The sequence below is a fragment of the Novosphingobium capsulatum NBRC 12533 genome, from assembly GCF_001598375.1.
In the GTDB taxonomy this organism is placed as follows: Bacteria; Pseudomonadota; Alphaproteobacteria; order Sphingomonadales; family Sphingomonadaceae; genus Novosphingobium; species Novosphingobium capsulatum.
On record NZ_BCYV01000020.1, the window covers coordinates 36,309 to 62,034 of the forward strand.

A 25,726-nucleotide genomic window follows, 5' to 3' on the forward strand; every position below is an offset into this window, starting at 1 on the left:
TGGAGCAGCGTGCAGCGCGGTGCGGCGGGGATGGCCGCCATTTGAACGCGCGCCATGTCAGCCCTTGGTGCCGACAGCTCGGCGATATTCGGTGACGTGGACACCGCCAGTAACCCCGGCATCGACCAGGTCGGCATTGAGGATCGCCGGGTAGAGGGTGGCGTGGTAGGCGCGCAGCCCCTGCGGGTCATTGGCAAGGTGCGGCGGCTGCGGGAGGTCGATACCGTCATAGCGGTAGACGCGGGCAAGATGGTCGATCTGCATCGGAATGTCCTTGTTGGAATTGCAAAGGGTGTCGGTTGCTTCCGATCACCAGAGGCTGGCGGGCTCCTCCGATTTTGCATCGGCCGGCAGGGCGCCCGCCGCTGGCGCGGCCGGCGTGCTCGCTGCGACTACCGGCTTGGCGGGTGCCGATGCCGCCTTTGCCTTCGCCGCCTCCGCAGACGCCGCGCGCGCGGCCTCGGCCGCGTCCCGCTGGGTCGCGATCTGATCGGCAAGCGCCATGCGTGTGGCAATCAGCCCACCGAGCGCCCCCTCGGCGCCCTTCGCAAGCTCTGCATCGATCTCGGCGGCCGTCGCTGTGATCGAGATCGGACGCAGCTCGCCGGCCTCGGCCTTGTGCGTTTTGCCTTCGGCGACGCGGGGTATGATGATGAGGGTAACGACACCGTCATCGCCGGCGACAAGATCGAAGGCGAGCGAATAGTTGCCCAGCATGGGCAGAAGATTGGTGATCAGCATTGTGGGATTCCTTGATTGGAAAGTTGGGCGAGGTCAGGCGGCCAGTTCGGTGACAACCTCGTCGGCCTTGGCGGGCGGAAGCGAATTGGGCGGCGCATAGCGGCCATCGAGGGCCATCGCGCTTGGCACCCGGCCAGCCCAATCGAACCCGACAGCATTCAACATGCCGGAGATCAGGTCGCCCTTCTTGGCGCCGAGCAACTTTGCGAATGCCTTCTCGCCCATGTGCGCGACCAGGCCGCTCTCGGCGGCAATGAACTTGAGCTCGTCCTTCGTGTATCGTTCGAGAAAAGCGCGATCGACCTGCCAGACTGTCCGGATGTCGATGCCGAAGGCGCCGGCGAGATCGGCGACGTGCGCGAACGACTGGACGTCCCGGGCATATGCTGCCCCGATCGCAGCCAGCACCGTGGTGGCCTGAACCTCCGATAGCTCGCGGATCTCTGCGATCTTTTCCTTGAAACCGCGATCGGGGAACGCGGCGTCGACCAGCAGTGCAGCGCGCGAGGTCAAAGTGCCTGACTTGATGTGCGAAAGCGTGCCGGTCAGCGCTGCCACGAGGATCGCCGCCTGGGCGTTCAAAGGATCGTCGGCCAGCCCGCGGGCGAGCGCCGTGCGCCATGTCGCCTCCCGCAGGTCGGTCGTGCGGCCTGCGATGGACTTTGCGGTAACACTGGGCCCGGTGCTGGTGGAAACCTTGCGCACGACGGTTCCGCGACCGACCAGAGGTGCTGAAGGCGCTGCGTCATCGGTCAGACCGCCGATCTCACCGCCGTCCTCGTTTTCGTCGCCATCGTCGGCGAGAGCGTCATCATCGCCGTCATCGTGTTCGATCGCTGCGGCGGCGTCCTCGGCCTCGGCGGCCGCCTCCGCATCACGGCGTGCAGCTTCGACCGCCTCGGTCTTTAGCTGGAAGCAGGTAGCGTTGGTGCAGTGGCCATCGTCGACATGGGTGTCGAACAGGGCGCGCTGCGTCCCTGAATTGAACGGACAGGTGGTGCATTCCGTTTTGTCGAACAGGGCATCGGCGAGGCGCTGCGTGACCTTCATGAGAAGATCGCGGGTCTTTGCGATGTCAAGGCCGGCCGCGATGATCGTCTCGAGCGCCTTGTCCTGCTTGTCGGCGGGAACGGCGGCGAGCAATTCGGCGTGTCCGACCTTGATCCGGCGCTCGTCGAGCGCGGTTTTGACGGTCTCGGAAAGGTCGGCGAGCGCGAGCCGGCGGTCCAGCTTTGCGCGGGACCAGCCAAGCCGCCGTGCAGCTTCAGCCCGGTCGCCTTGGCACGCCGCGAGATAGCGAACGGCCGCGTCCGCCTGCTCGGTCTCGGAAGGATCATCGCGATCGTCGTTTTCGGCAATCGCCGCGTCGAGCGCCTCCTGGTCGGTCATCTCCCGGATCAGGACCGGCACCTCGGCGTTTTCGCCGAAGGCTTCCATTGCGGCCCGGTAGCGGCGACCGCCCGCGACGATCGTGAAATGCTCCGGCAGGTCGGCAGCGGGCCGAACCAGCATCGGCTGCAGCATGCCTCGCAAACGCAGGGAGGCGACGAGTTCGTCATGCTTCTTCCGGTCGAAATAGCGGCGCGGATTATAGCCCACGGCAATCCGGGCGAGCGGGACCATGGCGGTCCCGACAGGGTGCGATGCGGTCAAGGCGGTTCTCCTAGTGAGAATGGCGGTGCACGCGCTTGCTCGCGACGCGCACCCTTTCGGTGAGCCTGATGCTCACCCTTCCACTCCCCCTCCCCTTTCACCGCTCCGCCGTCTGGTCATGGAAGATGTCGGCCGCCCATTGCTCGAGCCACGGCTCGAACATCTCATCATGATCAAGATCGCCGGACTCGATGAGATCGCGGATTTCGGTACGGGCCTGCGCGATTGCGGCCTCCCAGGGATCGATCGGCGGAGGATCTGCGTCAGCAGGCCGTTGCTGCGGAAGGCGGCGCGGCCGCTCGGTTAGTCGGTGGTACTGACCGGCGAGCCATTGCTCCATGTAATCGGCCACGACGCGATCGGTCTTGGAGATCCCCGCCTTCAGGGCTGCCCGACGCGCACCGACGCCATAGGCCTGGCTGTCGATCGACGCGACCCGGTGTGCGAAAGGCAGAAGGAAGGGCAGTGCCGTGCCCTTGACGCCGAATGCGTGGAGCAGAACACCGGCCGGAAGAATCTGATCGAGATGGTCGATGACCGCGATCAGGCCTTCCGGTCCGTGAATATCGCGCCGGCACATGCTTCCGACACCGATCAATGCGCCGGGGCGGAGCGAACCCCAGAGCGCATCGACACAGCGCTCATAGTCGGATGGTCGCCGGCCCTGGATCACAGGCATCAGTCTGTCGGCTATTCCGGCATCCTCGCCCAGGATGCGGCAGTCGCGATTGGCGCGGATGGTGCGCGACAGGCGGTCGAAGACTTCGTCGCGATCTCGCGCGATCTCAGCCTCGACGCAGTAATCGGCACTTGCCCACCATTGGAATGGATAGGCCGCCGCGAGCGATACATAGTCCGACAGGGACCACGGGAAGCCACCATAGCGCGCAGTCGCGACGAAGCCTGCGGAGTCCAGGCAGAGGCCGGACAAACCCCGTGCATTCTGGAGTTGCCCCAGGCGCCATCCGGTCCATTCCCGCCAGCCGCGCTTTTCGGACCAACGTGAAAGCGCGTTCGCCGAGATGAGCGCGGTCCGGCCAAGCGCGCGTGCCCGCTGAAGGATCGGCCCATCGTTCAGGTGCGGAAGGCCGACGATGACGTTGATGGGCATGATGCGCGCTCCGCTCGCAACGGAAGCACGCGGACAATTGACGGTCGCGCATGTTCACGTTACGTTCTAATGAGTAGGAGATTTGCCATGACGACGCCCAGCATCCGACACCTGTTCGATCTCGACATAACGCTGCGGGATGCGGCGCTGGATATGGAGAACCGGCCGACCCGTCGGATGATCGCCAATGCGGCGATCGGCATTCATGTCGAGGACGCCTACTATTCGGTGCGGGAGCTGCGCGAGGCGGTAAGCTGGGTGCATGAAGGGGTTTCGGCGGGCAAGCTGAAGCTGGCGGAGATCCTGGGCAATGATGGTGCCGACGATTTTCAGCGCTGCATCTATTTCTGCCTCGCCGGCCGCGGCGTGGTGTCGATGCTCGACGATCTTGAATGGCTGGAGGATCTGCTGGAGCGGCGCGGGCGCATCGCAGGCGAACAGAAGCGCCTGAAGGAGACGGTGATGCCGCTCGTGAACCCCTATGTGGCCGACGCGCCCGATGGGCCGTTGGTCAGGATGGACGGAAATTTCGAGCAGGGACCATCTTGGTGGGCCGACCCGACTTTGTCGGCCTGACCATCAGCGCTCGCAGCTCAGGCGGTTCCCGTGCCGCCAGCGCGACGGTTCGATCCAGTCTCCGGCAAAGGCCCCTGCCCTTTGCCTCCTGGCCGAAGCGAAGGCCGCATTATATGCGCGCAGGCGAGCGGGATCGTCTCTGAGATAACTCGCCTGCGGGGTCGCGAGACCCGCGCGGATAAGACGCTCTCCCAAATCCGCGCCGTCGACTGTAACGACCGCAACGGGGCGGCCATAAGAAGACGAAGACACGAGCCGGATCGTCGCGGCCTTGGAGCGCAGGGCGTTCGCGGCGAAATCCTGTGCGGCCTTCCCACACTGCCAACATCCCGAGGCGCGCCGACAGAGCTGCCCGCGCTCGAATGCGTCGACCCCAAGCAACCGGAAATCGACGGCCACGGTATCGCCATCGAGCGCCCGCGCCTTCGCGTCGAAACTCTGAGACCATGAGGGCGATGTGAGAGCGGCTCCGCCCGCGAGGATGATGGCCGCCGCGATCCGGATCAAAATGTCATCTCCACCTCGACATGATCATCGGCCGCCGGCGTCGTGCAGACCCGGAATGGTTGCAGCGGATCGCCAGTGCGGACGATCGACAGCCTACCCGGCCGCTCGTCGAATAGGCGACCTGCGACGCGATTGGCGTTCTCGCGGCTGCAAAGCTGCAGACGCTTGGGCGACAATTCAAGACACGCGGCAAACATGATGGCTTCTCCCTGCTGCGGGAATGATACTGGCTGACGCACTCATGCAAAGATCGTCTTGTGAACCTTAGTGACCGGCAGGATCGTCCAGTCGCGCTCCATGAACCGGCTGATCGCATAGCCGCAGCGAGTCGCGGGATCGCGGAAACTCAGGCGGCGGCCGCGCTTCACGACGATAAATTCGTCACCCACATGACCATCGGAGAAGGTCAGCGCCTGGGCCAGTTTGATCCGGTCGCCGTCCTCGATCTTGCGCGATCGGCGGGCCAGGTTGGCACGGCACCGCGCGCGCCAGTCGAGGGCGTGCTCCCGGTCGGTCGGGGTCAGAAGGTCGAGAATGTGGCGGGGACAGCTATCCTCATAGGGGCCGACAGATTCGTCCATATCCTTGTAGCCGAAATGCTCGCCGGACTTGCTTTTGGGATTCCACATCACCTTGCAGACGATCGCGAAAACCTCCTTGCCGACGCCGTCGATCATCACCTGAGCCGCAGCATAATAGGTGCGATTCTGGGGGCAGGATGAGGCGAGCACCTTCAGTCCCTTGATCGTCCCGTCCGCCTCGCGGCTATAGGTGAATTGCGCGTCCAGATAATCCTTGGCGGTCTTGTGTCCGCCCATGTGGAAACGGGACATGGTGAGCCAGCCCATCGGTATCTCCTGTGATGTCGGGGAAAATTCGGATTAGCGGCGGTCAGGCCGCCTCGAGGATCTGCCTGACCCCCTCGGCCGATGACGCCGTGTCGTCGCTGTCGCCAAACGCCAGAAGGTAGTTGAAGGCCTGCTCAGCTTTCGAGGCGGCGTGAATGATTGCGGTCTTGTCCGCGCGCAAAATGCCGAGCCAGTGGGCGACGTAGCTCGCATGATTGTCGTGCAGTTCGTTCGGCAGATCCAAATGCGCGCAAATCAGGCCGCTTCCGATCTCAGCCACAAGCTCCTCGAAACTATAAGCTTTGTCGCCGAACCGCTTGCCGAAGGTCCGGGCAAGGCGCGAGCTGCCGCCTGACCAATGAACGGTCTCGTGTGCCCTCACCGAGGCGTAATGATCCATCGTTGTGAATGACCGCCGGTGCGGCATCTGGATGAAATCAAATGTCGGGTGGAAGAAGGCGCGATCGCCGCCATGTCGAACATCTGCCGGCACATGATCGAAGAACTCGTCGATGGCAGCTTGCCGCGCAGATGGATCGATCGGCGCAGGGGTCGCGTCGTCCGGATAGAAATAGGCGGGCAGCCCATCGATCTGATCGGCGTTGAACACGAGATAATGGCGAAGGAAACGAATGCTGCGTTCGCTCTCGGCACCGGTCACCCGGTCCGACTCGGTCTTTTTGAAGCTCGAATAATAGACCGAGAGCGAGCCGTGCTCCCCCCGGCGAACATGGCCGCCGAGCGCTTCGGCCTGGCGATACGTCATCCAGTAGCGCGAGCGATAGCCGTTCGCGTCTGCGATCGCCCAAAGATAGACCGTGTTGATCCCGGTATAGGGCGTGCCGCAGTGTCGGAGCGGACGGCCACCGGCGCCGGCAACCCGCCAGGGCCGAGTCCAGGGCGGGACGCCTTCTTCCAGCTTTCTGATGATGAGGTTGGTGATTTCGGCCGCGACGTCGCGGCTCGGACGGGCTTTCGCAGGCATGGCTGATGCTCCAGCGGGATGACGATGGGGTTCGGGAGAGGCAAGCGTGCGGGAGGGGACGATCGCGCAAGTGGCGCCGACCGCCCCCCTGTCCTGCTGGGTCAGGCTTCGACCGGCTCGATCACCGTATCGTCCGCGACCGAAGCGCCTTCCGCCATGTGATCATCCGACAACGCAGAGCGATCCGGCTCGCCACCGAGACGATCGGTCGGGCACGGGGCCGCAGCACCAAAGCGCATCGCGTCCGGCACCCATGCGAGCACAGCGTCCTTCGTCTCGGGCTCGACAATGGCCGCCCCGGCGAAGAGTTTTTCACAGCTCTGCGAGATCTCCGCCTTCTTCAGGGTGGCGTGCCGAGCCGTCAGCGCGCCGCCGCCGACGTCATGAAGCAGGCTCAAAATGCTGCCCTTGTTGACCCGATCGAAGAAGTTTTCCGCGGTCGGACGCCACCAGCTCGCAACGTCGATCTCGAGGATCGAGGCCAATCGATTGTGGATCGCGACCTGGCCGCTGGCCCCGCGCGGCTTGGCCTCGATCGACATGGCAACGATATAGGCCAGCCACTGCGCCTTGCTGTCGTCATCGAGCGCGCGAAACCCTTCGAACCGATCGATTTCGTGATCGTGGTCGCACCATCCGGCATCAAGGCCATCATGCGCTTCGGCCAGGTAGGACCGGGCGCGTGAGCCGAGCAAATCCGCCGTGACGGGATCCTGCGGGGCATCAGCGCAGATGGTGGTGCCATATTGAACGATCTCGTCGGCAGAACCGCCGCCGGCGAAAACCCGGGCGTCGATCATGACGAACAGCGCGTAATCGAGCGCGAGCGCCGGCTGAGCGAGCAGACAGGATGCGAGAATATCGCGGCGTTGTATGGCAAGCTCGTCGTAGAGCCGATTGCTGAGCGGCTTGCCGCCAGGTGCCACAGCTTCGGGTCGGCGAGCTGGCTCGGGCGAATCCTTCACGCCGACGCGAAACCTGCCCGCCCCGCCCTCGTCGGGTTCGCCGGGATTTCCGCCGCCCGCATCATCGATCGCGTCGGGTTCTTCGACGATGAGCTCCTGCTCGCTATAAAATTGGGTGTCGAGACGCATCTCGCCCTGCGGCGTCAGAAGCAGAAACGCGCCGACATGCGGCCGCAGCTCATCTGGCAGCACGGGCGCGCGATGCTCGATCGCCTCGGCCTCGGCGATCAGTCGGTCATCCTCCTGGTCCAGGGCCTTGTAGGCATCGGGCGAGATGGATTCGTCCTGCATTTCGGCCTCGAGCTCGGCGCGGCGCGCCTCGATCTCGCCAAGGCGGGCGGATTGCTCCTCGGTGAGCGCGGGCGGCTGCAGGATGGCACGGTAGAGGCCGTGGGCGGCGTTGTGGGCGTAGTTGCTGGCGATCGGCCTGATCCAGGCAAGGCCCGTCTCCTCACCGATGCGTCTCGCTTCGGCCTCCATGATGTCGCCGGCGAGACGGTGCGCGATCTCGGGATTGTTCCAGCGGTCGTTGCCGTCGGTGAAGAGGTCGCCATCGACCTTGCCGCCTGCCGCGCGATACCGCTCCTCGCCGACCAGAATCGCGATCGGATCGCTGGCCTTGAGCGTCTCATTGGCGATGACGCGGCGGATGGTGTCGGCCGTTACGTGGCCATTCTGGTAGCTGTTCCAGACCAGAAGCTGCTTGTCGTGGCTTTCGGTCGACGCATAGGCTTTGGCGATGTCGAGCGTGATCTCGCTTTTGCTCAAGGCGTCGAAGATCGGCGCTGCCAGCGAGGCGAGGCGCAGGCGCCCCTCGACGAAGCGACGTGTCACGCCGAAACGCTTTGCGACAGCATCGAGATCGCCGGTCGAGCCGATGAAGTGCTGAAAGGCGCGGCATTCCTCGGCGGGGGTCATCTTGAGCTGATGGAAGTTGATCGCCGTGGACGTTTCGGACAATTCGGCATCGTCGCCGGTAAGGATCATGACGGGGACATCGAAATCGGCTTCCGAGATCGTACCGCGCTCGGCGAGCAGGCGAAGCGCGCGCCAACGGCGTCCGCCATCGAAGACCTCGAAGGTGCCGCGCGGCTTTTTGGCGGGCGTGACGAGCAGATTCTGAAGGACGCCCTTGGCCTCGATACTGGCGGCCATGGGTTCAATCTGAAGCTGTTCGTCCGGTGCGGTACGGACGTTGATCGGCGAGAGCCGCAGCTTGGCGAGTTTGATGGTCTGGATCACCGGGGTCACTCCTCTTGGCGTCCGGCAATTCCCGGACACCACCCCGTTCCCCCTTCCCTCTTTCCCAAGAGCGGCCTCGGTCGTTTGACCAAGGGCGACCCGCGCTCACCCAGGATCGGCGAGAATGCGCCCAAGGATGTCGGCGGCGATGCTCACCGGAAGGAACACCCGTGTCCGGTACTGAATGATCTCGGTGAAGCAGCCCAAGGATTTCAGCCAGGCGAGCTGATCCGACGGCGCCCCGACTATCTCGATGCGATGATTTCGGTTCACCATCGCGCGGCGGATCGTCATGGGGAATGGGCGGGCAACATCAACGCTTCGACCGGAATGGGCCGATTTGATGATGGCTGAGGGCGGCAGGTTCTCGGCGCGATCGATGCCGAGCTTGGTGAAAAGCTGGACAACGTGCTCGTCGAAAACGAGGCGGCCGAGCCAGCTATTTCCCGCTTTGTCAGCGATGCGGTTGACCACCAGATGATCGCTGGGCAGCGCCGACCAGATCGGCAGAAGCAAGCCGGTCGCGAGGCGGATCGTCTCGGTGTCGACCTTGTTCGCCGCTTCATCGGCTTCGGCCTGCCATTTCGCGCAGAAGGCGTCCCGATCGACTATTTTCCAGGCGCTCTCGAAGAGCTCATGCTCGCGGATATATTCCCGCCGGGTCGGCCTCGTCAGCTCGAAGCGCGGGATCGGCGTTCCGTCCTTCTCCTCCATGAGCGCTCGGGCGCGGGTCTGCAGCGCGACCATCCCCGACTTGGCGTTGAGCAGAAATACGGCGGTGCTATCGCTGTCGGCGATACGCAGCACGCGCTCCAAGGTGACAGGGGTCCGCCGCCGCGCGATCTCGATGGTCAGCAAGTGCGACGTCGCCCCGCTGACCGGGTCGGTCCGGAGCAGTGTGTCGTCGATCAAGGTGGCGGAATCGACGAGGATCGTCTCGACACCGACATCGAGCCGGCCAGCCTCCCTCGCCGCCGATACCCGTGTCTCGACCAGGGACAGAAACTCATCGAAGATGCTGTTCTGCAGGCCGATGGGAAGCGCGAGGATGCGATTTAGCCATCGCTGGATGGGCGGCAGTTCCTCTTTCAGGACGCCGTCCTTGTCGCAGAGCTCGAGACCGGTCCGATCCTCGAATTCCGAATGCGAGATGCTCTTGAGCTTGCCATCGACCAGCAAGTGGAACCACGTCACCAGCGCAGCGCAAGCATATTCGCTCTCCAGATTATCAGCCGGGTCGAAGAGATTCTGACCGCCGGTCTGGCGCTGACCCCGTGTGAGTGCGCCGAGGCTGTCGAGCCGCCTCGCAATCGTGCTGGTGAAGCGGAGTTCGCCTTTGCAGTCGGTCGTGACGGGCCGGAACAGTGGCGTGCTCGCCTGATGGGTCCGATGGGTTCGGCCAAGGCCCTGAATGGCGCGGTCCGCGCGCCAGCCCGGCTCGAGCAACAGATGGACGCGTTGCTCCTGGTTCGGCACGTCCATTGATGCGTGATAGGATCGCCCCGTCCCGCCGGCGTCCGAGAAAATGAGGACGCGCTTCAGCCCCTGCATGAAGGCCGCGGCCTCGGCCTGACTGGTACGGGTCGAACGGGTTTCCAGCTTCTGCCGGCCGTCGCCCGTCGAGATTAGGCGTTTTGTCCGCCCAGTGACTTCCGCGACACGATCATGCCCGAAATGCTCCAGGATGCCGTCGAGCGCCGACATGATCGGCGGCAATGCGCAAAGATGCTCGATCATCAGCGCGCGGGCAGCTTCGGCTTCGGGATTGTAGACGGGATTACCCGTCTCGTCCGTCATCGGCTCGGAGCGCTGCGTGCCTGTGTCGTCGGTGAAGACGCGCATTTGGCGAGTAGGGAAAGCGCGCTCGAGATAATCGATGACATATTCACGAGGGCTGAGGTCGATTTCGAGGTCGACGCGCTCATCCGGGCTGAGCATGCCCAATCGCCGGTCGAGGATGGACTCGGCCGTCGTCACCAGTTGAAGCACCACCGACTGGCCCGCCATAAGATGCTCGCCGACCGCGGCGATGACCGTTGGCAGCTTCATCGAAAGCAGCACCTGGCCGAAGAAACGCTGCTTGGTGGACTCGAAGCGCGAGCGGGCCGATGCCTTCGCCCCGCTATTCAAAGTGGTGTTCTCGAGACCATCGACGACGCCGGTGAGTTCCAGGGCTTTTTCCATGTTCCGGTGGATGATGGACCAGGCATTGGCGTAAGTGTCGTAGATCTCGATCTGCGCGGGCGTCAGTTCGTGCCGCAGGATCTCATATTCGACACCGGCGAAGCTCAGCGCTCGCGCCATGTAGAGCCCAGTCGCCTTGAGATCGCGTGCGACCAATTCCATGGCGGCGATCCCGCCCTGGCGAATGCTGGAGATGAATTGCTCGCGATTGGCGAACGCCGTCTCCGGTCCCCAGAGCCCGAGCCGCACGGCATAGGCAAGGTTGTTGACCTCGGACGCCCCCGTCGCAGAGGCGTAGAGGATCCGCGCGGCGGGCAGATGGTTCTGGAGCCGAACGCCGCTGATGCCCTGTTGCGATCCCTCCTTGGCTCCGAGTGCGCCCTCGCCTCCTGCGACACCGCCCATCTCGTGCGCTTCGTCGAAGGCGATGACGCCGTCGAAATCGGCGCCGGCCCAGTCGATGATCTGCTTCAGCCGGCTATGTTCCCCGCGCATCGATCGAAGGGTCGGATAGGTGACCAGAAGGACGCCCTGGTCAAGCCTGATGGGTTCGTCGATCTTCCAGTTCGATATGGGCTGAATGTCACCGGCGAGCCCGCCGAGGGCCGTCCAATCACGGCGAGCATCTTCGAGGAGGGGCGCGTTCTTGGTGACCCAGATATTGCGACGCCGCCCCTGAAGCCAGTTGTCAAGAATGGCGGCCGCGATTTGGCGACCCTTGCCTGCCCCGGTTCCGTCCCCGAGGAAGAAACCCTTTCGGTAGCCGCGGCCCTCCTCCGAGATAACGAGGCCGACACCATTCTTGTCCGGTGCGAAGCGCCCAGGGATCGTCTGAGCCCAGGCATGGCCGGCGTAAACGACGGTTTCGAGCTGGGAGGCCGAGAGCAAACGCTCTGTGACAGTCCGCTCCGGCAGCGAAGGGACGTAATCGGGGATCGGCGCTGGGATTGATCCCATGGCAACGGATTCGACGAGCGCAGTCGGGTGTTCGCCGGCTTTGTCGAAAACCAGGCGGCTTGGCCGATAGGGCAGATAGACGCCGGTCTGTTCGAGCAGCGGCGCCGGGGTTTCGAGCCTGGTGTAAGCAACCGGCAAGACATGGTTGCGCACGGCAGCGTGAAAGGCCCGGGGCATGGGCTTGGCGCTTTTGACCGCTCTGAAGAGCGAGATGCCTCCGCCCCGCTTCGGCGCGGGTGCCGGCTGATCTGCGACAAGGGACAGGCGAGGTGTCACGGTGAGAACGTCGAGCAGTTCCGCGATTGATCCACCCTGGATGACTTCTGGTGCGAGCCTGCCGGCGACCTTGTCGATGACGAAGATTCGCACGTCGATAGACGTGCCGTGTTTGAGATAGCAGCCTTCAAGTCGAACAGAGGCTTGCACTGTCGATCCGCGAAGGACGGTCTCGTAGTGGTCGCGCATTCGGGTGGTCGGTCCGAACCAGTCGGGCATGATGGCAACGAGGCGGCCCCCAGTCTGCAATCGGCGAAGTGCAGCCTGAAGATGCCGAACGGCCGCAAGATCATCGACGCCGCGGCCGAGCGACCGCGAAAACGGCGGATTCATGAGGATCAGGGAAGGACGCGGTGCGTCGCCAAGAGCAGCATCAAGAATCGCCCCATCATGGCCGGTGATCGTTGCGCCGGGGAAAACGCCGTGCAGGCGATCGCGGCGGATCGGATCGAGCTCGTTGAGATGCAGCGATCGATGAGCCCCAAGCTGTGCAACGAGCAAACCGTTGCCGGCGCTGGGCTCGAGAATGACGTCATCCTGCCGGACATCTGCGAGCAGAATCGCGACGGCCGCAATGTCGACAGGAGTCGAGAATTGCTGCCATTCGATCTGGTCTTCGCTCCGCACGGTCTGAGTGGGGAGGCGCTGCGCGAGGTCAATCCGCGCGGCGACATCGGCGAGGCTGGCCAGAGGCGCCAATGATCCACGGAGATGAAGGGCGAGTGCGTGCTCTAGCACCTCGAAGCTTGAGCGCTGCGTCCAGCGTCCTTCGGCATCGGTTCCGCCGAACGCCTGCACCATCGCCCGATTGAGATGTTGACGGGTGACCGGCTCGCCTGACGCCAGTTGGGATAGAAGGATGTGCGCAGCGGCACGGTCGCCGCGCTCGGCGGTCTGAAAAAGGTCGGTCATTTGGGAATCTCCTGCGCGGCTGCATCTGTCGCAGCGACACACCCTCGATCCCCCTCCCCTCTCTCCGCCCCGGGATCAGGTCCGGCAGTGCGCGTCGAGGAACTTTGCCCAATCCTTGAAAGCCGGCGGCGGCGGGTCGCGGCGGATGATGAGCCCGGGACGGGCATATTTCGCTTCGGCGGACGCCGCGGCGCGACGCCCTTCTGGATCATTGTCCTCTGCGATCAGCAGGGTCGTAATGCCGGGTGGAATGACCAGTTGATCGAGCCGCCTGGCGCCAAGTGAGGCCCAGCAGGGGATGTCCTTGATGCGGGTGTAGGCGCCGGCAGTCTCGAAACCTTCGGCGATCGCCAGCGTCTCGCCCCCTGCCCGGCCCCGCCATGCGCCTGTCCCAGGCACGCCGAGCATGACTTTTCGGAGGCACTTCGCTGTCGCAGGGTCGAGAAAGTTGCGCTGGATCGCGACGAGCTGCCGGATCTCGCGAACAGCAATCAGCAAAGCCGGTCGATAAACGGTTTTCGGCTTCGGGAGGTATGGGCAGCGCGAATGGAAGCGCACGTCGGCAGGCGCTGGCAACAAGTTGCGTCGCTCAAGATAGCGCTCGGCCAGCGTCCCTTTGACGCCAACGGCCTGCTCCCAGATGCGCGAGACATTGGCGCTGCCTTGCGGTCGATCCTGTTCCGGTATTGCATAATGTTGGCCGGTTCGAACCCGACGCAATTCCCGCAGAACATCATCGCGTGCGCAACCCGCGAAGCACGTCATCAGAATGCCGCGGTCACCTTGGCGGATCGAAAGACTTGGATCGTTGTCGCCATGTGCCGGGCAACGGGCCATAGCCCTGTAGCCGGTCCAGGTGCCGCCAAGAGCGCCTACGAGGTCAACAAGTTCCTGGGTCGGTCGTTTGGCCGTGAGTGGCATAGGACTACCTCCTGCTCGGTAGCCACATCCCCCCTTCCCTCTTTCAGCGCATGGCGCTGTGACCCGGACCTATCAACGATGAGGGTCGGCGCGCTCACGTTGATCGCTTCATCGGGCACGACTCGGGCTCGTTCGCAGGCGACGAACGGCTCGGACATCATCGGTCAATCGTCAGGCCGGTTCTTCCGCCGATCCGCATATTTGATCACGAAGGCCTCCCAGAGCCGCATCCATTCGGTGTCGGTCCGGGGCCTCTTGATATCGGCGAATCCCTTGCGGAATGCGTTGGCCATATCGTCGACTGACCAAGGATGGCCCTTAGTGAGACCGACACTCCGAAACGCCTGTTCGCGGTCGCCATAGGAAAGCGTTCCCGGCGGGAATGCGTGAAGCGGTTCGTCTGATTTCGCTGCGGGTTTCGTTGCCTGCGGAACGGTGCGAACCGATGATCTCGGTGCCGTTTCGACGCCTGGCGCCCCAACAAGTCGCAAATGGGGTCCGACCAATTTACGCTCCATCGGCGCTGGAGACGGATGAAGGACCACCTTCCTGCCGGAGAGATCGACGTTCGCGTTGGGATAAACCGCCGAGACGAGCTGCATCGTCTCCCGCACCGTTTGACGAAAGCGCTTGCTGTCAGCCTCGTTGCCGAGGTGCTTTGCCAGTTGATCCCAAGAAATGATCTGCCCCTTGTCGGAGCCGATCCGTGGGAGGCGATAGGCAAGATAGGTATAGAGATCGAGCGCCGTTGGCGTCCCTTTAAGCTCCCGGATCGCTACTTCGTTTAATGGGACAGCGTGCTCGATAAGGTGACTGTAGAAGACCTCCGACATACGGATTTCCCGCGCGAAGGTGCCGTTCTTGTCGAGTGAACCAGCATATTCATTTGAGATCTTCACATCGCGGACCGCAAAGGCGTTGTCGTCCGTTTCGGTGCCATCCCAGCGAATCTGCCACTCGCACGCCAGCAAGCGGTCGACCTGTTCGCGCATCAGATTTGCGGTGCCACGGGGGCCATAGGACACCGTTTGATAGCCAAGCCGCCGCATCCATTCCGTGAAGTTGCGGCCGAGATAGACGTCGCGCGAACGCTTCATTACCGCCTGTGAAAGCAGATAGATGAGCGCAACCCTGGGATAGGCCCCATATGGAACACCCAGGCTTCTCATGACCGACTTGCCATCGATATTTTGAAGAACCGGCCGAGGGTTGATTGCCAGCGCGTACTTGCCGTCTTCCCGGATAATCGGGAGCGTGTCGTCCTTCGGGCGCTTGGTCGGGAGCGACATGGCGCAAAGCGCGGAATGGAGAAATGCCGGGACAGGCTCTTCGTCGTGGACTCGCAGGAAGGCGTCGAGCGTCAATTGGGTTCCGGCAGTGGAGGCAAGCTTCCGGACATTCTCTGCACCGCCATCGATCATGGCGAGTGCATATTGGTGCCCAATCGGCCTATGCTGATCTCCGTTCATTGTTCCGCCCTTCCCCGAATCTCCGGGGTCTGTGATGGCGCTGTCTCAACAGGTTTGGGTTTCGAAATCAACCCTGTTGGCAGTTTTGGCGGGAAATCAGGGGTGAGAGTTGCAATTCGACCGATGATCTCGGTGCCGCTTTTGCCGAATCGCCCCTTCCCACTTTCAAAAATCGAAATTTTGAAGCCGATTCGCGAATCGGATTGATTCAGGGATTCATGTAATAGGTATGCGCTCCGAGATCATCGGTCTGTTGGCACCGAGATCATTGGTAGGACGCACCGAGATCATCGGAAGGTACTGAGATCATCGGTATTTATCCACAGGGCATCGCTCGGTGCAGCCGGACGCAGCAAGTTTTCGGAAAGCTTGCACCGACTCGGAGATCATCGGTAAAGTTGTAAGTTCGATGGCCAAATCGTTGCTCGAAACTGCCAACGTCGCTATTGTGGGCCATCAAACCCACAAAAGCGGAATCTCATGGCCACTGATCCCACAAATGTCCCCGCCGATGACCTTCTGGAAGGTGGCCTGGATGTGCTTCACCGTAAAGCGCTCACGATCCTCAAGCGGATCCGCGACAGCGCGGTCGATCCAGAGACAGGGCAGAAGCGAGCCCCCACCTTCCCTATCTCCAAGGCTGCATCACTTGTCGGACGCACCGCGTCGGCGATCCGAGAAGCTGAACGCGACGGGCGTTTGCCGGAGCGTGGGCGGACGGCTTCCGGTCATCGCGTCCAATATACGCTCGAAGAACTCGATCATATGCGTGAGGTGTTCGGAACGCGTCCGTGGCGCAGCCCGGAAGATCCACCCGCCATTCTCTCGGTCTGCAATTTCAAGGGCGGTGTCGGCAAGTCCACGATCGCGCTGCACCTGGCTCAGCACTTCGCGATCAACGGCTATCGTGTGCTGTTTATCGACTGCGACAGCCAAGCTTCATCGACAATGATGTTCGGCTACCGACCAGACGTCGATCTGGAGGAGGACGACACGCTCTATGGGCATTTCCATAACCCGGAATTGCTGGGTGTGCGAAAGATCATTCGGAAGACCCACTTCCATGGGCTCGATCTGATCCCTGCGAATTTGCGGCTCTACAATCTCGAATACGAGATCGCCGGCTACCTCGCGCGCAATCAGAACCTGAACATCATCGACCTGATCGCCGAGGCCATCGACTCGGTGGTAGAAGATTACGATGTGGTGATCATGGATCCGCCTCCAGCACTCGGCATGGTCTCCATGGCGGTCCTTCAAGCAGCCAATGCGATGGTGATCCCCGTGCCGCCAAGCCTGGTCGACTTCGCATCGACGGTGTCGTTTATCGACATGGCGAAGACCACGATGAAGCAGCTCGAGCAGCTCGCGGGGAGGGGGCGCCCGGCTTACAATTTCATCCGTCTCGTCGGCAGCCGGGTCGACGACAGCAAGTCGATGCATCGTGAGATACTTTCGATGATGCGGAGCGTTTTCGGAGGCTCAATGTCTTCTTCGGTGATGGTCACCAGTGCGGAGATCGACAATGCCAGCTCGCGGATGAAGACGGTCTTTGAACTGGAAAAGCCCGTCACTTCGCACGAGGTTTACAACCGGTGCATGAGGCATCTGAATGAGGTTTGCCGAGACATCGAAGAAGACGTTTTGCGGACCTGGCCGAGCCGGGCAGGGGGGCAGCTTTGAGCAGCAGTTGCCACGTGGCAACTGCGGGCAATTGTTCGCCGTCTATGGGGCTGAAATCTGCTAAGAATGATGCGTTGTTGCCACGTGGCAACCGAGCAAGGAAAGCGTTTATAAACAGTATCATGAGCCAAATTCCAGGATCAGTTTTCCCTCAGAAAAGGGGAGCCGAAGGCGAGGCGAATTTCGGTTTGTTGCCACGTGGCAACAGACCAACAAATCGGGTCTCCAAGATGCCGGAAATTCGAGTAGGAGCGAGCCGATGACAAAAGGAAATAAGGGCTTCGGCTCGATGTTCACCGAAGGCCTGGATAATGAGGCCGAGCTTGACAATGCGAGCCCCTCGGAAGGGATCATGGCGAGCCGAAGCCAGACCCTGGCGCGGATAGCGAGCGGCAAGACGGTTACCGATCGAACGGAGTGGGTGGACCCGGCTCGTTGCCGTCCCTGGCGGATGCACAATCGCGACCTGGACCATTTGTCCGAAGAGAGCTGTCGCGATCTGATCGACTCCTTTCTCGCGGCGAAGCGGCAGCGCATCCCGGCGATCGTGCGTCGTCTGAAAGACGATCCTGACTACGATTATGAGATCATCGCTGGCGTTCGCCGGTGGTGGACCGTCCAGTGGCTCCGCGAACATCATCATCCAGAATTTGATTATCTCGTCACGATCCAGACCGTCACGGATGAAGAGGCATTCCGGGTTTCGGACGTTGAAAATCGGTCGCGAAAGGACATTTCAGACTGGGAGCGTGCAAAGGAATATGCGCGAGCGCTGTCGGAGTTTTACGAGAACTCCCAGTCCCAGATGGCGGAGCATCTCAACCTCTCGCGGTCATGGCTGAGCCGCCTGCTGGATGTTGCGAGGCTTCCTGAGGAGATCGTGGCGGCATTTTCGGACACCCACGACATTACCGTTCGAGTGGCGCGCGATATCAAACCGCTGACCAGCGAACCGAAAACTCTGAAGCGAATGCGAGACGAGGCCGAGCGCATCGAGGCCGAGCGTAGGAATGGTGGTTCCAGTCTGACCGGACCCGAGGTGGCGAAGCGACTTGTTCGTGCGACCGTTGAGGCAAAGAAGAAGGAGACTGGCGAGCGAGAGATCACGGGCAAAGGCGGAAAGACGATTCTGCGCTATGCCAGTGCCAGAGGTGGGGGGATCACGATCAAGATCGTGCCCCGGACCGGCGCCACGAAGGCCGAGCTCATGAAAGCGATCGAAGAACTGTTGCCGGCGAGCTGAGCAAAACAAGCGAGACGGCGTTTCAGTACGGAGGGCGTCCCGGTCGCTATTCGGCCCGCAGCCGGCGCTGCGCGGCAGGCGTGGTGGGCAGCGCCGCGAGGAGCTTTCGGGCACCCTGAGGTGTCACAGACAGCAGCTTCGAAACGGAGGATGCCTGGAGCCCTGGATAGGCGATCAATAGGCGCCCGAGAAGCGGCAGGCGACTTCGCTGAGTTGCACCTAAATTGGTGAGCTTGGCGACGTCATGCTCAATTGCGGAAAGCTCGCGGAGCCCCGCCGCGCTGATCTGCCCGATCTCCTTAGCGAGGAACCCGGTCAGCGCGGCAGGGGAAGGGGGCATGAACTTGGGGAGCGGCACCAGTGAGGGGATGATGCGGCTCGTGAAGCCAGCGCGGTAGAGCATGCGAGGAAGAGCGGTCGCGACGAGCCAGTTGCGATCGCGGCAGCGGGGAGGAAGCTCCAACGAGCGTCCGTCGATCGCAACAACCTCCGAGGCGCCGACCGGAAGACGCTCGGTCATTTCGGCAAGAGCGAACACGCGCTCGGCGATGGACCGGAGATCGGCGACGGGGAAGGGTGCATCCGCCGCAGACTTCACCTGACGCCAGAGCGGGCCGAAGTGTGCGAGATCGTCTCCACCATAGCGCTCAGCCTCTGCACGGTCGTCGAGGATGGTTCGGAGAGCATTGAGGGATGCGCGGCCAACCGGGTCTCTGACATCCTCGTCCCGACTTAGTGCGAGGTGGAAAATGGACGCCACCGATATCGGATCGTTGAGACCTTCGGAGGCGCGGGGAGGGGCGCTTCGCCCCGCGATCCAATCCTGCAGGTCGCCGACAGCGATCGGCACGCCGGCGAGACCTGCTAACGCCGCGGCGCCGTGAAGGCGCGATCGCGCAAGGAAAATGTCGGCGCTTGTACTATGATGAAGCCGGCCGTCGAGCCGGCCGAGCAGCAACATTGGGTCATTTGCGCGGCGGTCGACGATCTCCTGCATCGCTCTTACGCTTAGCGCGTGAGGAAACCAAAGTCAGCAGTTGGTTTCGCCTCATGCTATCGTCGAAAAGTTCATATGCGATAATTGCACTTATCACATAAGCAGATTTGACCGTTCTTTATAAGGTGGGCTACAAGCGCGGCTGAGGAGCGAGGCGCGTCGTGAGCACCGAAACCGCCCGGGAAGGGCCAGAAATCCCCGTAGCGCCGCCTGAGGCTGTCCTGCCGGCCGTCAGGGCGCCGGCCGACCTTGCGTGGACGATCGTGCAGATGCGCGCCGGCGAGCGCATCACCGTCAACGAGGGCCTGATCGCCGCCTATCAGGCCGCTTCATCGCCCCATAGCATCCGTGCGCTCAAGTCCGACGTCGAGGCGTTCGATGCGTGGTGTAGGCGCAACAACCGGATCGCGCTGCCGGCCACGCCCGAGACCGTGGCCGATTATCTCGACGCGCGGGCCGGGAAGGGGAGCCGGCCGGCCTCGCTATCCCGCTACAAGGCGTCGATCGCCAAGATCCACCAGCTGCTCGAGCTCAAGGATCCGACGCCGGCGCCGCTGGTGAAGCTGCGGCTCCAGACGGTGCGCCGCGAGAAGGGGGCTGCGCAGAAGCAGGCGCGGCCGCTGCGGTTCAAGGGCCCGGTGCGCGACGTCGAGCGCGACAAGGCGCGGGGGCTCAACATCCGCGCGCTGCTCGAGAGTTGTGGCGAGGATCTGCCGGGGCTGCGTGATCGGGCGCTGCTATCGGCCGCTTATGACACCGGGCTGCGCGCCTCCGAACTGGTGGCGGTCGCCATTGAGCATATTGAGGAGGCGATCGATCCCGAAGCGCGGCTGCTGCAGATTCTGCGTCATAAGGGCGATCAAGACGGGGAGGGGGCGACCGCCTACCTCAGCCCGCGCACCGTCGCGGCGATCGCGGCGTGGACCGAAGCGGCGGGGATCACGACAGGGCCGCTGTTCCGGCGGGTGCAGGTGCGGCGCTACAAGGCGCGGGCAGCCGTGCGCGGTCGGCCGATCGACAGCATCTCGGGCCGGGAGACGTGGGATCTGCGCAAGACGCTGTCCAAGCCGGCGGTGAAGGCGCGCGTCGAATATGACATCGGCACCGTGGCGCTGCACCCGGGCTCGATCGGACCAATCTTTCGGTCGATCATCGGCCGCGCGTTCGACCGTGGCGCGCTGCCCGATTTGACGGCGGACGATCTGGCGCGGTTGCTGAAGGGGATCAGTGCGCACTCGACGCGGATCGGGCTCAATCAGGACCTGTTCGCCAGCGGGGAGGATTTGGCCGGCATCATGGACGCGCTGCGGTGGAAGTCGCCGCGGATGCCGCTCGCTTATAATCGCAATCTCGCGGCAGAGCAGGGGGCGGCGGGGCGCCTTATGGCGAAGATTGGCTAGTCATGACGGCCTAAATAGGTCTTTGGATGATGCCGTGCGACCACACGACGGCGGCAGGTAGATCGAGGGATTTGCGCAGCGGCAAGAACCGGAGAAGGGAGGCTGAGCCCCCGGGGTCTTGAGCTACAACGTTAAGCCTAAGAAACGGGCAGGGGCCTGGTAGCGCGTAGTGTATGAGCGAAGCCACCATCGCTCAAACTCATCAGCACAGTCCAATTTCGAAGAGGAAACAAGAAGGGGTGACTACACGAAAGTGACGTATCTGCACGCTAAGGGCGAACAAATCCGGTACGATGCCAGCAGATGCTATTCGCAGGCTTTCCTGCCCCTTTTATGTGGTGCCGCCCTACGGGCGCCGATATGGGAGGGCGGCAATCCGATTGACCAACGATCGAGGTAGAACCCTGCTCGCCAAATATGTGAGCTGGTTGCCCATCCCCGGTATGGCGAAGGATTGCCGATAAACCAGAACGTGGACTGCATGGGCCGCGCACCGGTCAACGTCCATCAAACCCAACCTCCCCCACTTCAAATCGCTGAGGGCAGCCATGTCTGTGTCGATTCCACCGGGTGCAAAAGACCCAACACTCACTCCCGTCCCGGCAAGCTCCACGGAAAGCGCTCGCATGAGGGTGCTCACATAGGCTTTCGACGCGCCGTAGACCGCTTGGAAGGGCACGGATGTTTCGCCCGCCAGGCTCGACACGGCGATTACTGAGGATTCAAACGGCTGCTCCCTGAAAATCGCAATCAGGCGAGCCAGCAAATCCGTGAAACCGAGTATGTTTGTTTCAATTACCTCGGCATAAGTGTCGGCACGGCCTGCATCAAATGAACCAACGCTCGTCATTCCGGCAACCAACAAAGCGGCTGTTACTTGCAATTCTGCAACCTTAGCCGCGATTTTCTCCCTGCCCTCGATTTCACGTTGATCAGCCACTATAATCTCGCACGGCACATTGAACCGCTCGTCAATTTCGGTCTGTAGCTCCCGCAAGTTGTCGTGGACTTGCCCCGGAAAAGTGGAGAGTTCCCTTGAGGTGAAAGGCGAACTCGATGACGAAGCAGCGACGTTTCACGAAGGAATTCGAGGAGGAAGCGGTCCGACTGGTGGCGACCAGTGGACGCACGCAACGGGAGATAGCGGAGGATCTGGGTGTCGGGCTATCGACGCTGGTGCGCTGGATCGGCCGCAGCCGGGATCGTTTGGTGGAGGCACCCGGTCAAGCGCCGCAGGCAGATATGGCTGCCGAGTTGAAGCGGCTTCGGCGGGAGAACGAGATCCTCCGGCAGGAGCGTGACATACTGAAGCGGGCGACCGCTTTTTTCGCCCGGGAGGGAAGTCGATGAAGTTCACGCTCATCGATCGGGCGAGAAAGGATTTCCCGGTCCACCGCCTCTGCCAGGTACTCGGCGTCAGCCAGAGCGGCTATTTCGCCTGGAAGGATCGCCCGGCCAGTCGGCGCCAGCGCGACGACATGGTGATGCTGGCGCATGTCCGCTCGGGGTTCGCGCTGTCGAACGGCACGTACGGCAGTCCACGCATGACGCGCGAGTTGCAGGATGATGGCTTTGCCATCGGGCGGCGTCGCACGGCGCGGCTGATGCGCGAGAACGGCCTGCGCGCCCGGCAGAAGCGCCGGTTCAAACGGACGACCGACAGCGAACACGCCTGGCCGATCGCGCCGAACATCATCGACCAGGATTTCACCGTGACCGCGCCCAACCAGAAGTGGGGCGTCGACATCTCGTATGTCTGGACCAGAGAGGGGTGGCTCTATCTGGCCGTGGTCATCGACCTGTTCTCCCGTCGCGTCGTCGGCTGGGCTGTCGGCGACCGGCTGCACCGCGATCTCGCGCTGGCGGCGCTGCGCAAGGCCCTCGTCCTGCGGCGTCCGCCCCAAGGGCTCATTCATCATTCGGACCGCGGCAGCCAATATGGCGTCACCTCAAGGTTTGTTCGCCAGACAACGATTTCTCGGACATAAGCGGAACATGGGCTACGCTACACGCTTCAACCGCGCCATTGGCTCGTTGAGTGGGTGGAATTCACCTGCTGGAAGTCGCCTGGCCTGCTCCCAGAGGTAATCGCCGGTCAGACTGATGTGCGCCCAGCCCATCGGAGAAAGGTGCGCAAGCAGTGCCGCATCGAACGTCGTGCCGACAGCGTTGAGGTGCTGGGCGGCCCGGTCGAGATAGACCGTGTTCCAGTAGGAAATCGCCGCAATCAGCAGGTTCAGCCCAGATGCGCGAAATTCCTGATTTTCCAGCGAGCGATCGGTGAACCGACCCTGCCGGTTGGTATAGATGGCGGCGGCAAGCGTGTGCCTCGCCTCGCCTTTGTTGAGACCGGCCTGACAGGCACGTCGCAGTTCCGGTTGTTCAAGCCAATCGAGCGTGAACAAAGTGCGCTCGATACGGCCCAGTTCAGCCAATGCAAAATCCAGCCTGTTCTGGCGTTTGTAGGCGGCAAGTTTTCGCAAGATTACTGACGGCGCCACCGTGCCATCCTTGATTGAGGCGACAATCCTGACGATGTCATCCCAATCGGCCTCGATCGCTGCCGTTTTGATGGTGCGGCCCATCAGATTTTCGATGCCCTTGTATGTCGATGGCGCAGCGATCGAACCCAGCTTGCGGTCGCCAATATCGCGCAGCCGGGGCGCGAAGCGGAACCCGAGTAGGTGGCAGAGTGCGAAAACATGATCGGTGGCGCCGCCGGTATCGGTATAGTGCTCATGCAACGGAAGGTTGCCGGCGCCCAGGACAAGCCCGTCGAGCACGTAAGGCGCTTCACCTGCCGTCGCGGACATGATCCGTGATCCGAATGATGCGAAGTGATCGGAAAGGTGAGAATAGATTTTCACGCCAGGTTCGGCGCCATATTTGGCATTGACGTCCGCCGCCCCTGAACGGCTCCGCCCCGACCGGAAGAACTGGCCATCGGACGACGAACTGGTGCCAGCGCCCCAATGCCGCGCGAAGGGTAATTCGTGATGGGCTGAGATGATCATGGCCAGCGCGGCCTGATAGTTCTCGGGTGAAAGATACCAGTTGTGGGTCCATGCGAGTTGGGCATAGCTGACGCCTTCGCTGGCATTGGCCATCCGCTCCAGCCCGAGGTTGGTGCCATCAGCCAGAATTGCGGCGAGTACCGTGCTGGGGTTGTCGTGCTCCTTGCCTGAGCGCAGGTCACGGAATGCGTTCAAAAAACCAGTGCGTTCGGCGACTTCAAGCAGCAGCTCGGTGATGCGCACGCGGGGAAGCAGGGTATCGAGCTTGCGATCGAGGGCTTCAGCTTCCGGTGGGGTGACAGGCGGCATTTGCTGAAGCTTGAGCCGGTCTCGTTCGAGCGACACTCCCTCAAGCTTGTTTGTTTTCAACTGCTTGGCAAATCGGCGCAGCCGCCAGTCAAGATTTCGTGCCCGGTCAGCGAGGTAGGATGCAGCATTTGAATCGAACGGAAGCACATCCGCCACTTTGGCGGCGTCGCGCCGACCCAGCAAATAGGCATCGAAGCGCTGATAGTTGCGGGTTCCCTCGATCCATACATCACCGGCGCGCAAACGATCACGCAAGGTTGCCATGATCGCAATTTCATAACGTCGGCGGTCGATACGGCCGCTTTCGGTGATGAGACGCTTCCACTGCCGATTGGGGAATGGCAGTGGAACGCCATCGGGAAGGTCGCGCGACTTTCGTGTGTTCGCATCGCGAATGACATCGATGGCTTTGATCAGTGCCGTCCCTGTTCCAGACGCCTTGAAGGTGAAGGCGTCCAGAAATGCCGGGCTGAAACGCCGTAGCGTGGCGTAACGCTCGGTTGCCGTTACCAGTGCGTCCTCGCCGGCAAGATCAGCAAGGGCATCTACTTGGGCCTTTGCCGCAACAAGCCGGTGCCAGCCCACCGCTTCGTCAATCAATTCGAGCGGATCGCCGCCATTCTGGACAGCCTCATCAAGTGCTGTAATCGTGGCGCCAAACAGCCGCATGAGTTGCCCCACCGACTGAATACTATCTTGGTAGCGACGCTCGCGCCCACGCCGCGCGCGCGTGAACATGCCGCCGATAAGTCGGTCAAACATTTGGATCGCGGCATCGGCAAGTCTGGCCTCAAGGTCGATCACTGCGGCCGTCAACGTCGCCCGCCTGCGATTGACGCTGTAATCCGAAAGCAGGAATGCCGGTGCCACGCCGCCCTCGCGGACAAATTGGGCAAAGCGGAATTCCGGAATGGCGCCCCCAACTACCGGGTGGATACCTATGCCGCGAACATAGCGCAGGCGCTCAAGCAAGCCATTGATATTGGCCGCAGTCGGGGCTTCTTCGAAATTACGCAACCACGCCAGCGGTGTCATGCCGAAATCCGGGTTGTTGATTACGAGTTCGTCTAGCCGTGTCAGTTCAGCAGAGCTGAGGCCTTCGACGATTGCGGCTGCGGCAGCTTTGCGTGCGCGTGCCCGGCCAGCAAGACCGGCGCGTTCCAGTGTGTCGCCTGACGGAAGAATGAACCGCTCACCCTTCAGGCCAACCATGAGGGCGCGAACAATCGGTTCACCTCTGTCTGTATACTCGGCGGCTTGCGCGGCAAGATTCAGGGCAAGTGCCAGGTCGCCGCGTCGAAACGGGCGTATGCCAAGATAACGCGCCACGAGATCGGCATGATCGGTACGGGTTTGCGCGCGCTGACCATATGCAGAGAAGGAGGAAGGATCGACGAATAACTGTGCCGCGAGGTACTGAAGAATGACGTCGGGAAGCCCGATCTCGGGTTGCAGACCAAAGCCGGGATGTCGCATCAAAGCGATTTGTGCAGCCAGACCGAGGCGATTTGCTGGACCATAGCGGCGCCCAACCAATTCAACATCTTCCGCAGAAAGGGTATAATGCCCAATGATCGCGGTTTCTTGGACAGGAGGATCGAACAGGCGCCGGCGCTCGTCTCCGGTCAGAAGTCGGCGTCGTGCCATTTTGCTCTCCCGCTGAGGCGAATAACAAAATTGACACCAAAGCGGCTTGCACTGGAGGGAGGCCATTCGTTGCCGGTTGATCCCCG

The 25,726-nt window shown here is 62.2% G+C and carries 20 protein-coding genes and 1 pseudogene; 6 read left to right on the forward strand and 15 right to left on the reverse strand.

From position 1 onward, the window contains the following. Positions 1 to 57: 57 nt before the first annotated feature. The 4 genes from SCA01S_RS17500 to SCA01S_RS17515 form a co-directional block, all read right to left on the reverse strand. On the reverse strand, positions 58 to 264 hold the full coding sequence (locus SCA01S_RS17500; protein ID WP_030090566.1) for a PRTRC system protein C: 207 nt from the start codon (positions 262 to 264) through the stop codon (positions 58 to 60). Between the two features lie 45 nt (positions 265 to 309). Beyond that, positions 310 to 741, reverse strand: coding sequence for a PRTRC system protein E (locus SCA01S_RS17505; RefSeq protein WP_062787879.1), 432 nt, complete (start codon positions 739 to 741; stop codon positions 310 to 312). Positions 742 to 774: 33 nt separating this feature from the next. After that, positions 775 to 2,394, reverse strand: coding sequence for a PRTRC system ParB family protein (locus tag SCA01S_RS17510; protein ID WP_371421310.1), 1,620 nt, complete (start codon positions 2,392 to 2,394; stop codon positions 775 to 777). A gap of 97 nt (positions 2,395 to 2,491) precedes the next feature. Next, on the reverse strand, positions 2,492 to 3,505 hold the full coding sequence (locus SCA01S_RS17515; RefSeq protein WP_062787883.1) for a deazapurine DNA modification protein DpdA family protein: 1,014 nt from the start codon (positions 3,503 to 3,505) through the stop codon (positions 2,492 to 2,494). Positions 3,506 to 3,592: 87 nt separating this feature from the next. Between SCA01S_RS17515 and SCA01S_RS17520 the strand changes: the two genes are divergently transcribed. Beyond that, positions 3,593 to 4,081, forward strand: a complete 489-nt coding sequence (locus SCA01S_RS17520; RefSeq protein WP_030090562.1) for a hypothetical protein — start codon at positions 3,593 to 3,595, stop codon at positions 4,079 to 4,081. Positions 4,082 to 4,084: 3 nt separating this feature from the next. On the opposite strand, the gene SCA01S_RS17525 is transcribed toward SCA01S_RS17520, so the two are convergent. The 8 genes from SCA01S_RS17525 to SCA01S_RS17560 all read right to left on the reverse strand — a co-directional run bounded on the left by SCA01S_RS17525 (position 4,085) and on the right by SCA01S_RS17560 (position 15,347). Then, positions 4,085 to 4,585, reverse strand: a complete 501-nt coding sequence (locus SCA01S_RS17525) for a thermonuclease family protein (RefSeq protein WP_369805560.1) — start codon at positions 4,583 to 4,585, stop codon at positions 4,085 to 4,087. Next, positions 4,585 to 4,785: a hypothetical protein gene (locus tag SCA01S_RS17530; RefSeq protein WP_030090560.1), complete on the reverse strand. Its 201-nt coding sequence runs from the start codon at positions 4,783 to 4,785 to the stop codon at positions 4,585 to 4,587. The genes SCA01S_RS17525 and SCA01S_RS17530 overlap by 1 nt, the downstream gene beginning before the upstream one ends. A 42-nt stretch (positions 4,786 to 4,827) precedes the next feature. Next, positions 4,828 to 5,436 (reverse strand): DUF6927 domain-containing protein, encoded by a 609-nt coding sequence (locus SCA01S_RS17535; protein WP_062787886.1) that lies wholly within the window; start codon positions 5,434 to 5,436, stop codon positions 4,828 to 4,830. Positions 5,437 to 5,479: 43 nt separating this feature from the next. Continuing rightward, positions 5,480 to 6,421 (reverse strand): ArdC family protein, encoded by a 942-nt coding sequence (locus tag SCA01S_RS17540; protein WP_030090556.1) that lies wholly within the window; start codon positions 6,419 to 6,421, stop codon positions 5,480 to 5,482. A gap of 101 nt (positions 6,422 to 6,522) precedes the next feature. Next, a complete protein-coding gene (locus SCA01S_RS17545; protein WP_062787903.1) occupies positions 6,523 to 8,628 on the reverse strand; it encodes a ParB/RepB/Spo0J family partition protein in 2,106 nt (701 codons plus the stop codon). Between the two features lie 105 nt (positions 8,629 to 8,733). Continuing rightward, positions 8,734 to 12,957 carry a strawberry notch family protein gene (locus SCA01S_RS17550; protein WP_062787888.1) on the reverse strand — a complete coding sequence of 1,408 codons (4,224 nt, stop codon included), beginning with the start codon at positions 12,955 to 12,957 and terminating at the stop codon, positions 8,734 to 8,736. Between the two features lie 75 nt (positions 12,958 to 13,032). Next, positions 13,033 to 13,878 (reverse strand): DUF7146 domain-containing protein, encoded by an 846-nt coding sequence (locus SCA01S_RS17555; RefSeq protein ID WP_062787889.1) that lies wholly within the window; start codon positions 13,876 to 13,878, stop codon positions 13,033 to 13,035. A 164-nt stretch (positions 13,879 to 14,042) separates the two neighbouring features. Continuing rightward, a complete protein-coding gene (locus SCA01S_RS17560; RefSeq protein WP_062787891.1) occupies positions 14,043 to 15,347 on the reverse strand; it encodes a replication protein RepA in 1,305 nt (434 codons plus the stop codon). Here SCA01S_RS17560 and SCA01S_RS22620 point away from each other — a divergent pair. The 3 genes from SCA01S_RS22620 to SCA01S_RS17570 all read left to right on the forward strand — a co-directional run bounded on the left by SCA01S_RS22620 (position 15,330) and on the right by SCA01S_RS17570 (position 18,273). After that, complete coding sequence (locus tag SCA01S_RS22620) at positions 15,330 to 15,554, forward strand: hypothetical protein (RefSeq protein ID WP_126000574.1); 225 nt, start codon at positions 15,330 to 15,332, stop codon at positions 15,552 to 15,554. The genes SCA01S_RS17560 and SCA01S_RS22620 overlap by 18 nt on opposite strands. A 273-nt stretch (positions 15,555 to 15,827) precedes the next feature. After that, positions 15,828 to 17,030: an AAA family ATPase gene (locus SCA01S_RS17565; RefSeq protein WP_062787893.1), complete on the forward strand. Its 1,203-nt coding sequence runs from the start codon at positions 15,828 to 15,830 to the stop codon at positions 17,028 to 17,030. A 259-nt stretch (positions 17,031 to 17,289) separates the two neighbouring features. Continuing rightward, positions 17,290 to 18,273 carry a ParB/RepB/Spo0J family partition protein gene (locus tag SCA01S_RS17570; protein ID WP_030092784.1) on the forward strand — a complete coding sequence of 328 codons (984 nt, stop codon included), beginning with the start codon at positions 17,290 to 17,292 and terminating at the stop codon, positions 18,271 to 18,273. Between the two features lie 46 nt (positions 18,274 to 18,319). Here SCA01S_RS17570 and SCA01S_RS17575 read toward each other — a convergent pair whose 3' ends face one another. Next, positions 18,320 to 19,270 carry a hypothetical protein gene (locus SCA01S_RS17575; RefSeq protein ID WP_051743944.1) on the reverse strand — a complete coding sequence of 317 codons (951 nt, stop codon included), beginning with the start codon at positions 19,268 to 19,270 and terminating at the stop codon, positions 18,320 to 18,322. A 161-nt stretch (positions 19,271 to 19,431) separates the two neighbouring features. Between SCA01S_RS17575 and SCA01S_RS17580 the strand changes: the two genes are divergently transcribed. After that, positions 19,432 to 20,670 (forward strand): site-specific integrase, encoded by a 1,239-nt coding sequence (locus SCA01S_RS17580; protein WP_013039113.1) that lies wholly within the window; start codon positions 19,432 to 19,434, stop codon positions 20,668 to 20,670. A gap of 346 nt (positions 20,671 to 21,016) precedes the next feature. Here the strand turns inward: SCA01S_RS17580 and SCA01S_RS17585 are convergent, their stop codons facing one another. Next, positions 21,017 to 21,667 carry an SDR family NAD(P)-dependent oxidoreductase gene (locus SCA01S_RS17585; RefSeq protein ID WP_260401587.1) on the reverse strand — a complete coding sequence of 217 codons (651 nt, stop codon included), beginning with the start codon at positions 21,665 to 21,667 and terminating at the stop codon, positions 21,017 to 21,019. A 59-nt stretch (positions 21,668 to 21,726) separates the two neighbouring features. Between SCA01S_RS17585 and SCA01S_RS17595 the strand changes: the two are divergent. Further along, positions 21,727 to 22,610 (forward strand): annotated as a pseudogene (locus tag SCA01S_RS17595) (IS3 family transposase); the annotation flags it as partial. A gap of 60 nt (positions 22,611 to 22,670) precedes the next feature. On the opposite strand, the gene SCA01S_RS17600 reads toward SCA01S_RS17595, so the two are convergent. After that, positions 22,671 to 25,640, reverse strand: a complete 2,970-nt coding sequence (locus SCA01S_RS17600; RefSeq protein WP_014072601.1) for a Tn3 family transposase — start codon at positions 25,638 to 25,640, stop codon at positions 22,671 to 22,673. Positions 25,641 to 25,726 lie beyond the last annotated feature (86 nt).

Excerpts from the sequence above, each read along its gene's own strand:
- SCA01S_RS17500 (WP_030090566.1), bottom strand. The coding sequence starts at position 264 with ATGCAGATCGACCATCTTGCCCGCGTCTACCGCTATGACGGTATCGAC.
- SCA01S_RS17505 (WP_062787879.1), bottom strand. The coding sequence starts at position 741 with ATGCTGATCACCAATCTTCTGCCCATGCTGGGCAACTATTCGCTCGCC.
- SCA01S_RS17515 (WP_062787883.1), bottom strand. The coding sequence starts at position 3,505 with ATGCCCATCAACGTCATCGTCGGCCTTCCGCACCTGAACGATGGGCCG.
- SCA01S_RS17520 (WP_030090562.1), top strand. The coding sequence starts at position 3,593 with ATGACGACGCCCAGCATCCGACACCTGTTCGATCTCGACATAACGCTG.
- SCA01S_RS17530 (WP_030090560.1), bottom strand. The coding sequence starts at position 4,785 with ATGTTTGCCGCGTGTCTTGAATTGTCGCCCAAGCGTCTGCAGCTTTGC.
- SCA01S_RS17535 (WP_062787886.1), bottom strand. The coding sequence starts at position 5,436 with ATGGGCTGGCTCACCATGTCCCGTTTCCACATGGGCGGACACAAGACC.
- SCA01S_RS17540 (WP_030090556.1), bottom strand. The coding sequence starts at position 6,421 with ATGCCTGCGAAAGCCCGTCCGAGCCGCGACGTCGCGGCCGAAATCACC.
- SCA01S_RS17550 (WP_062787888.1), bottom strand. The coding sequence starts at position 12,957 with ATGACCGACCTTTTTCAGACCGCCGAGCGCGGCGACCGTGCCGCTGCG.
- SCA01S_RS17555 (WP_062787889.1), bottom strand. The coding sequence starts at position 13,878 with ATGCCACTCACGGCCAAACGACCGACCCAGGAACTTGTTGACCTCGTA.
- SCA01S_RS22620 (WP_126000574.1), top strand. The coding sequence starts at position 15,330 with ATGCTGATCTCCGTTCATTGTTCCGCCCTTCCCCGAATCTCCGGGGTC.
- SCA01S_RS17560 (WP_062787891.1), bottom strand. The coding sequence starts at position 15,347 with ATGAACGGAGATCAGCATAGGCCGATTGGGCACCAATATGCACTCGCC.
- SCA01S_RS17565 (WP_062787893.1), top strand. The coding sequence starts at position 15,828 with ATGGCCACTGATCCCACAAATGTCCCCGCCGATGACCTTCTGGAAGGT.
- SCA01S_RS17570 (WP_030092784.1), top strand. The coding sequence starts at position 17,290 with ATGACAAAAGGAAATAAGGGCTTCGGCTCGATGTTCACCGAAGGCCTG.
- SCA01S_RS17575 (WP_051743944.1), bottom strand. The coding sequence starts at position 19,270 with ATGCAGGAGATCGTCGACCGCCGCGCAAATGACCCAATGTTGCTGCTC.
- SCA01S_RS17600 (WP_014072601.1), bottom strand. The coding sequence starts at position 25,640 with ATGGCACGACGCCGACTTCTGACCGGAGACGAGCGCCGGCGCCTGTTC.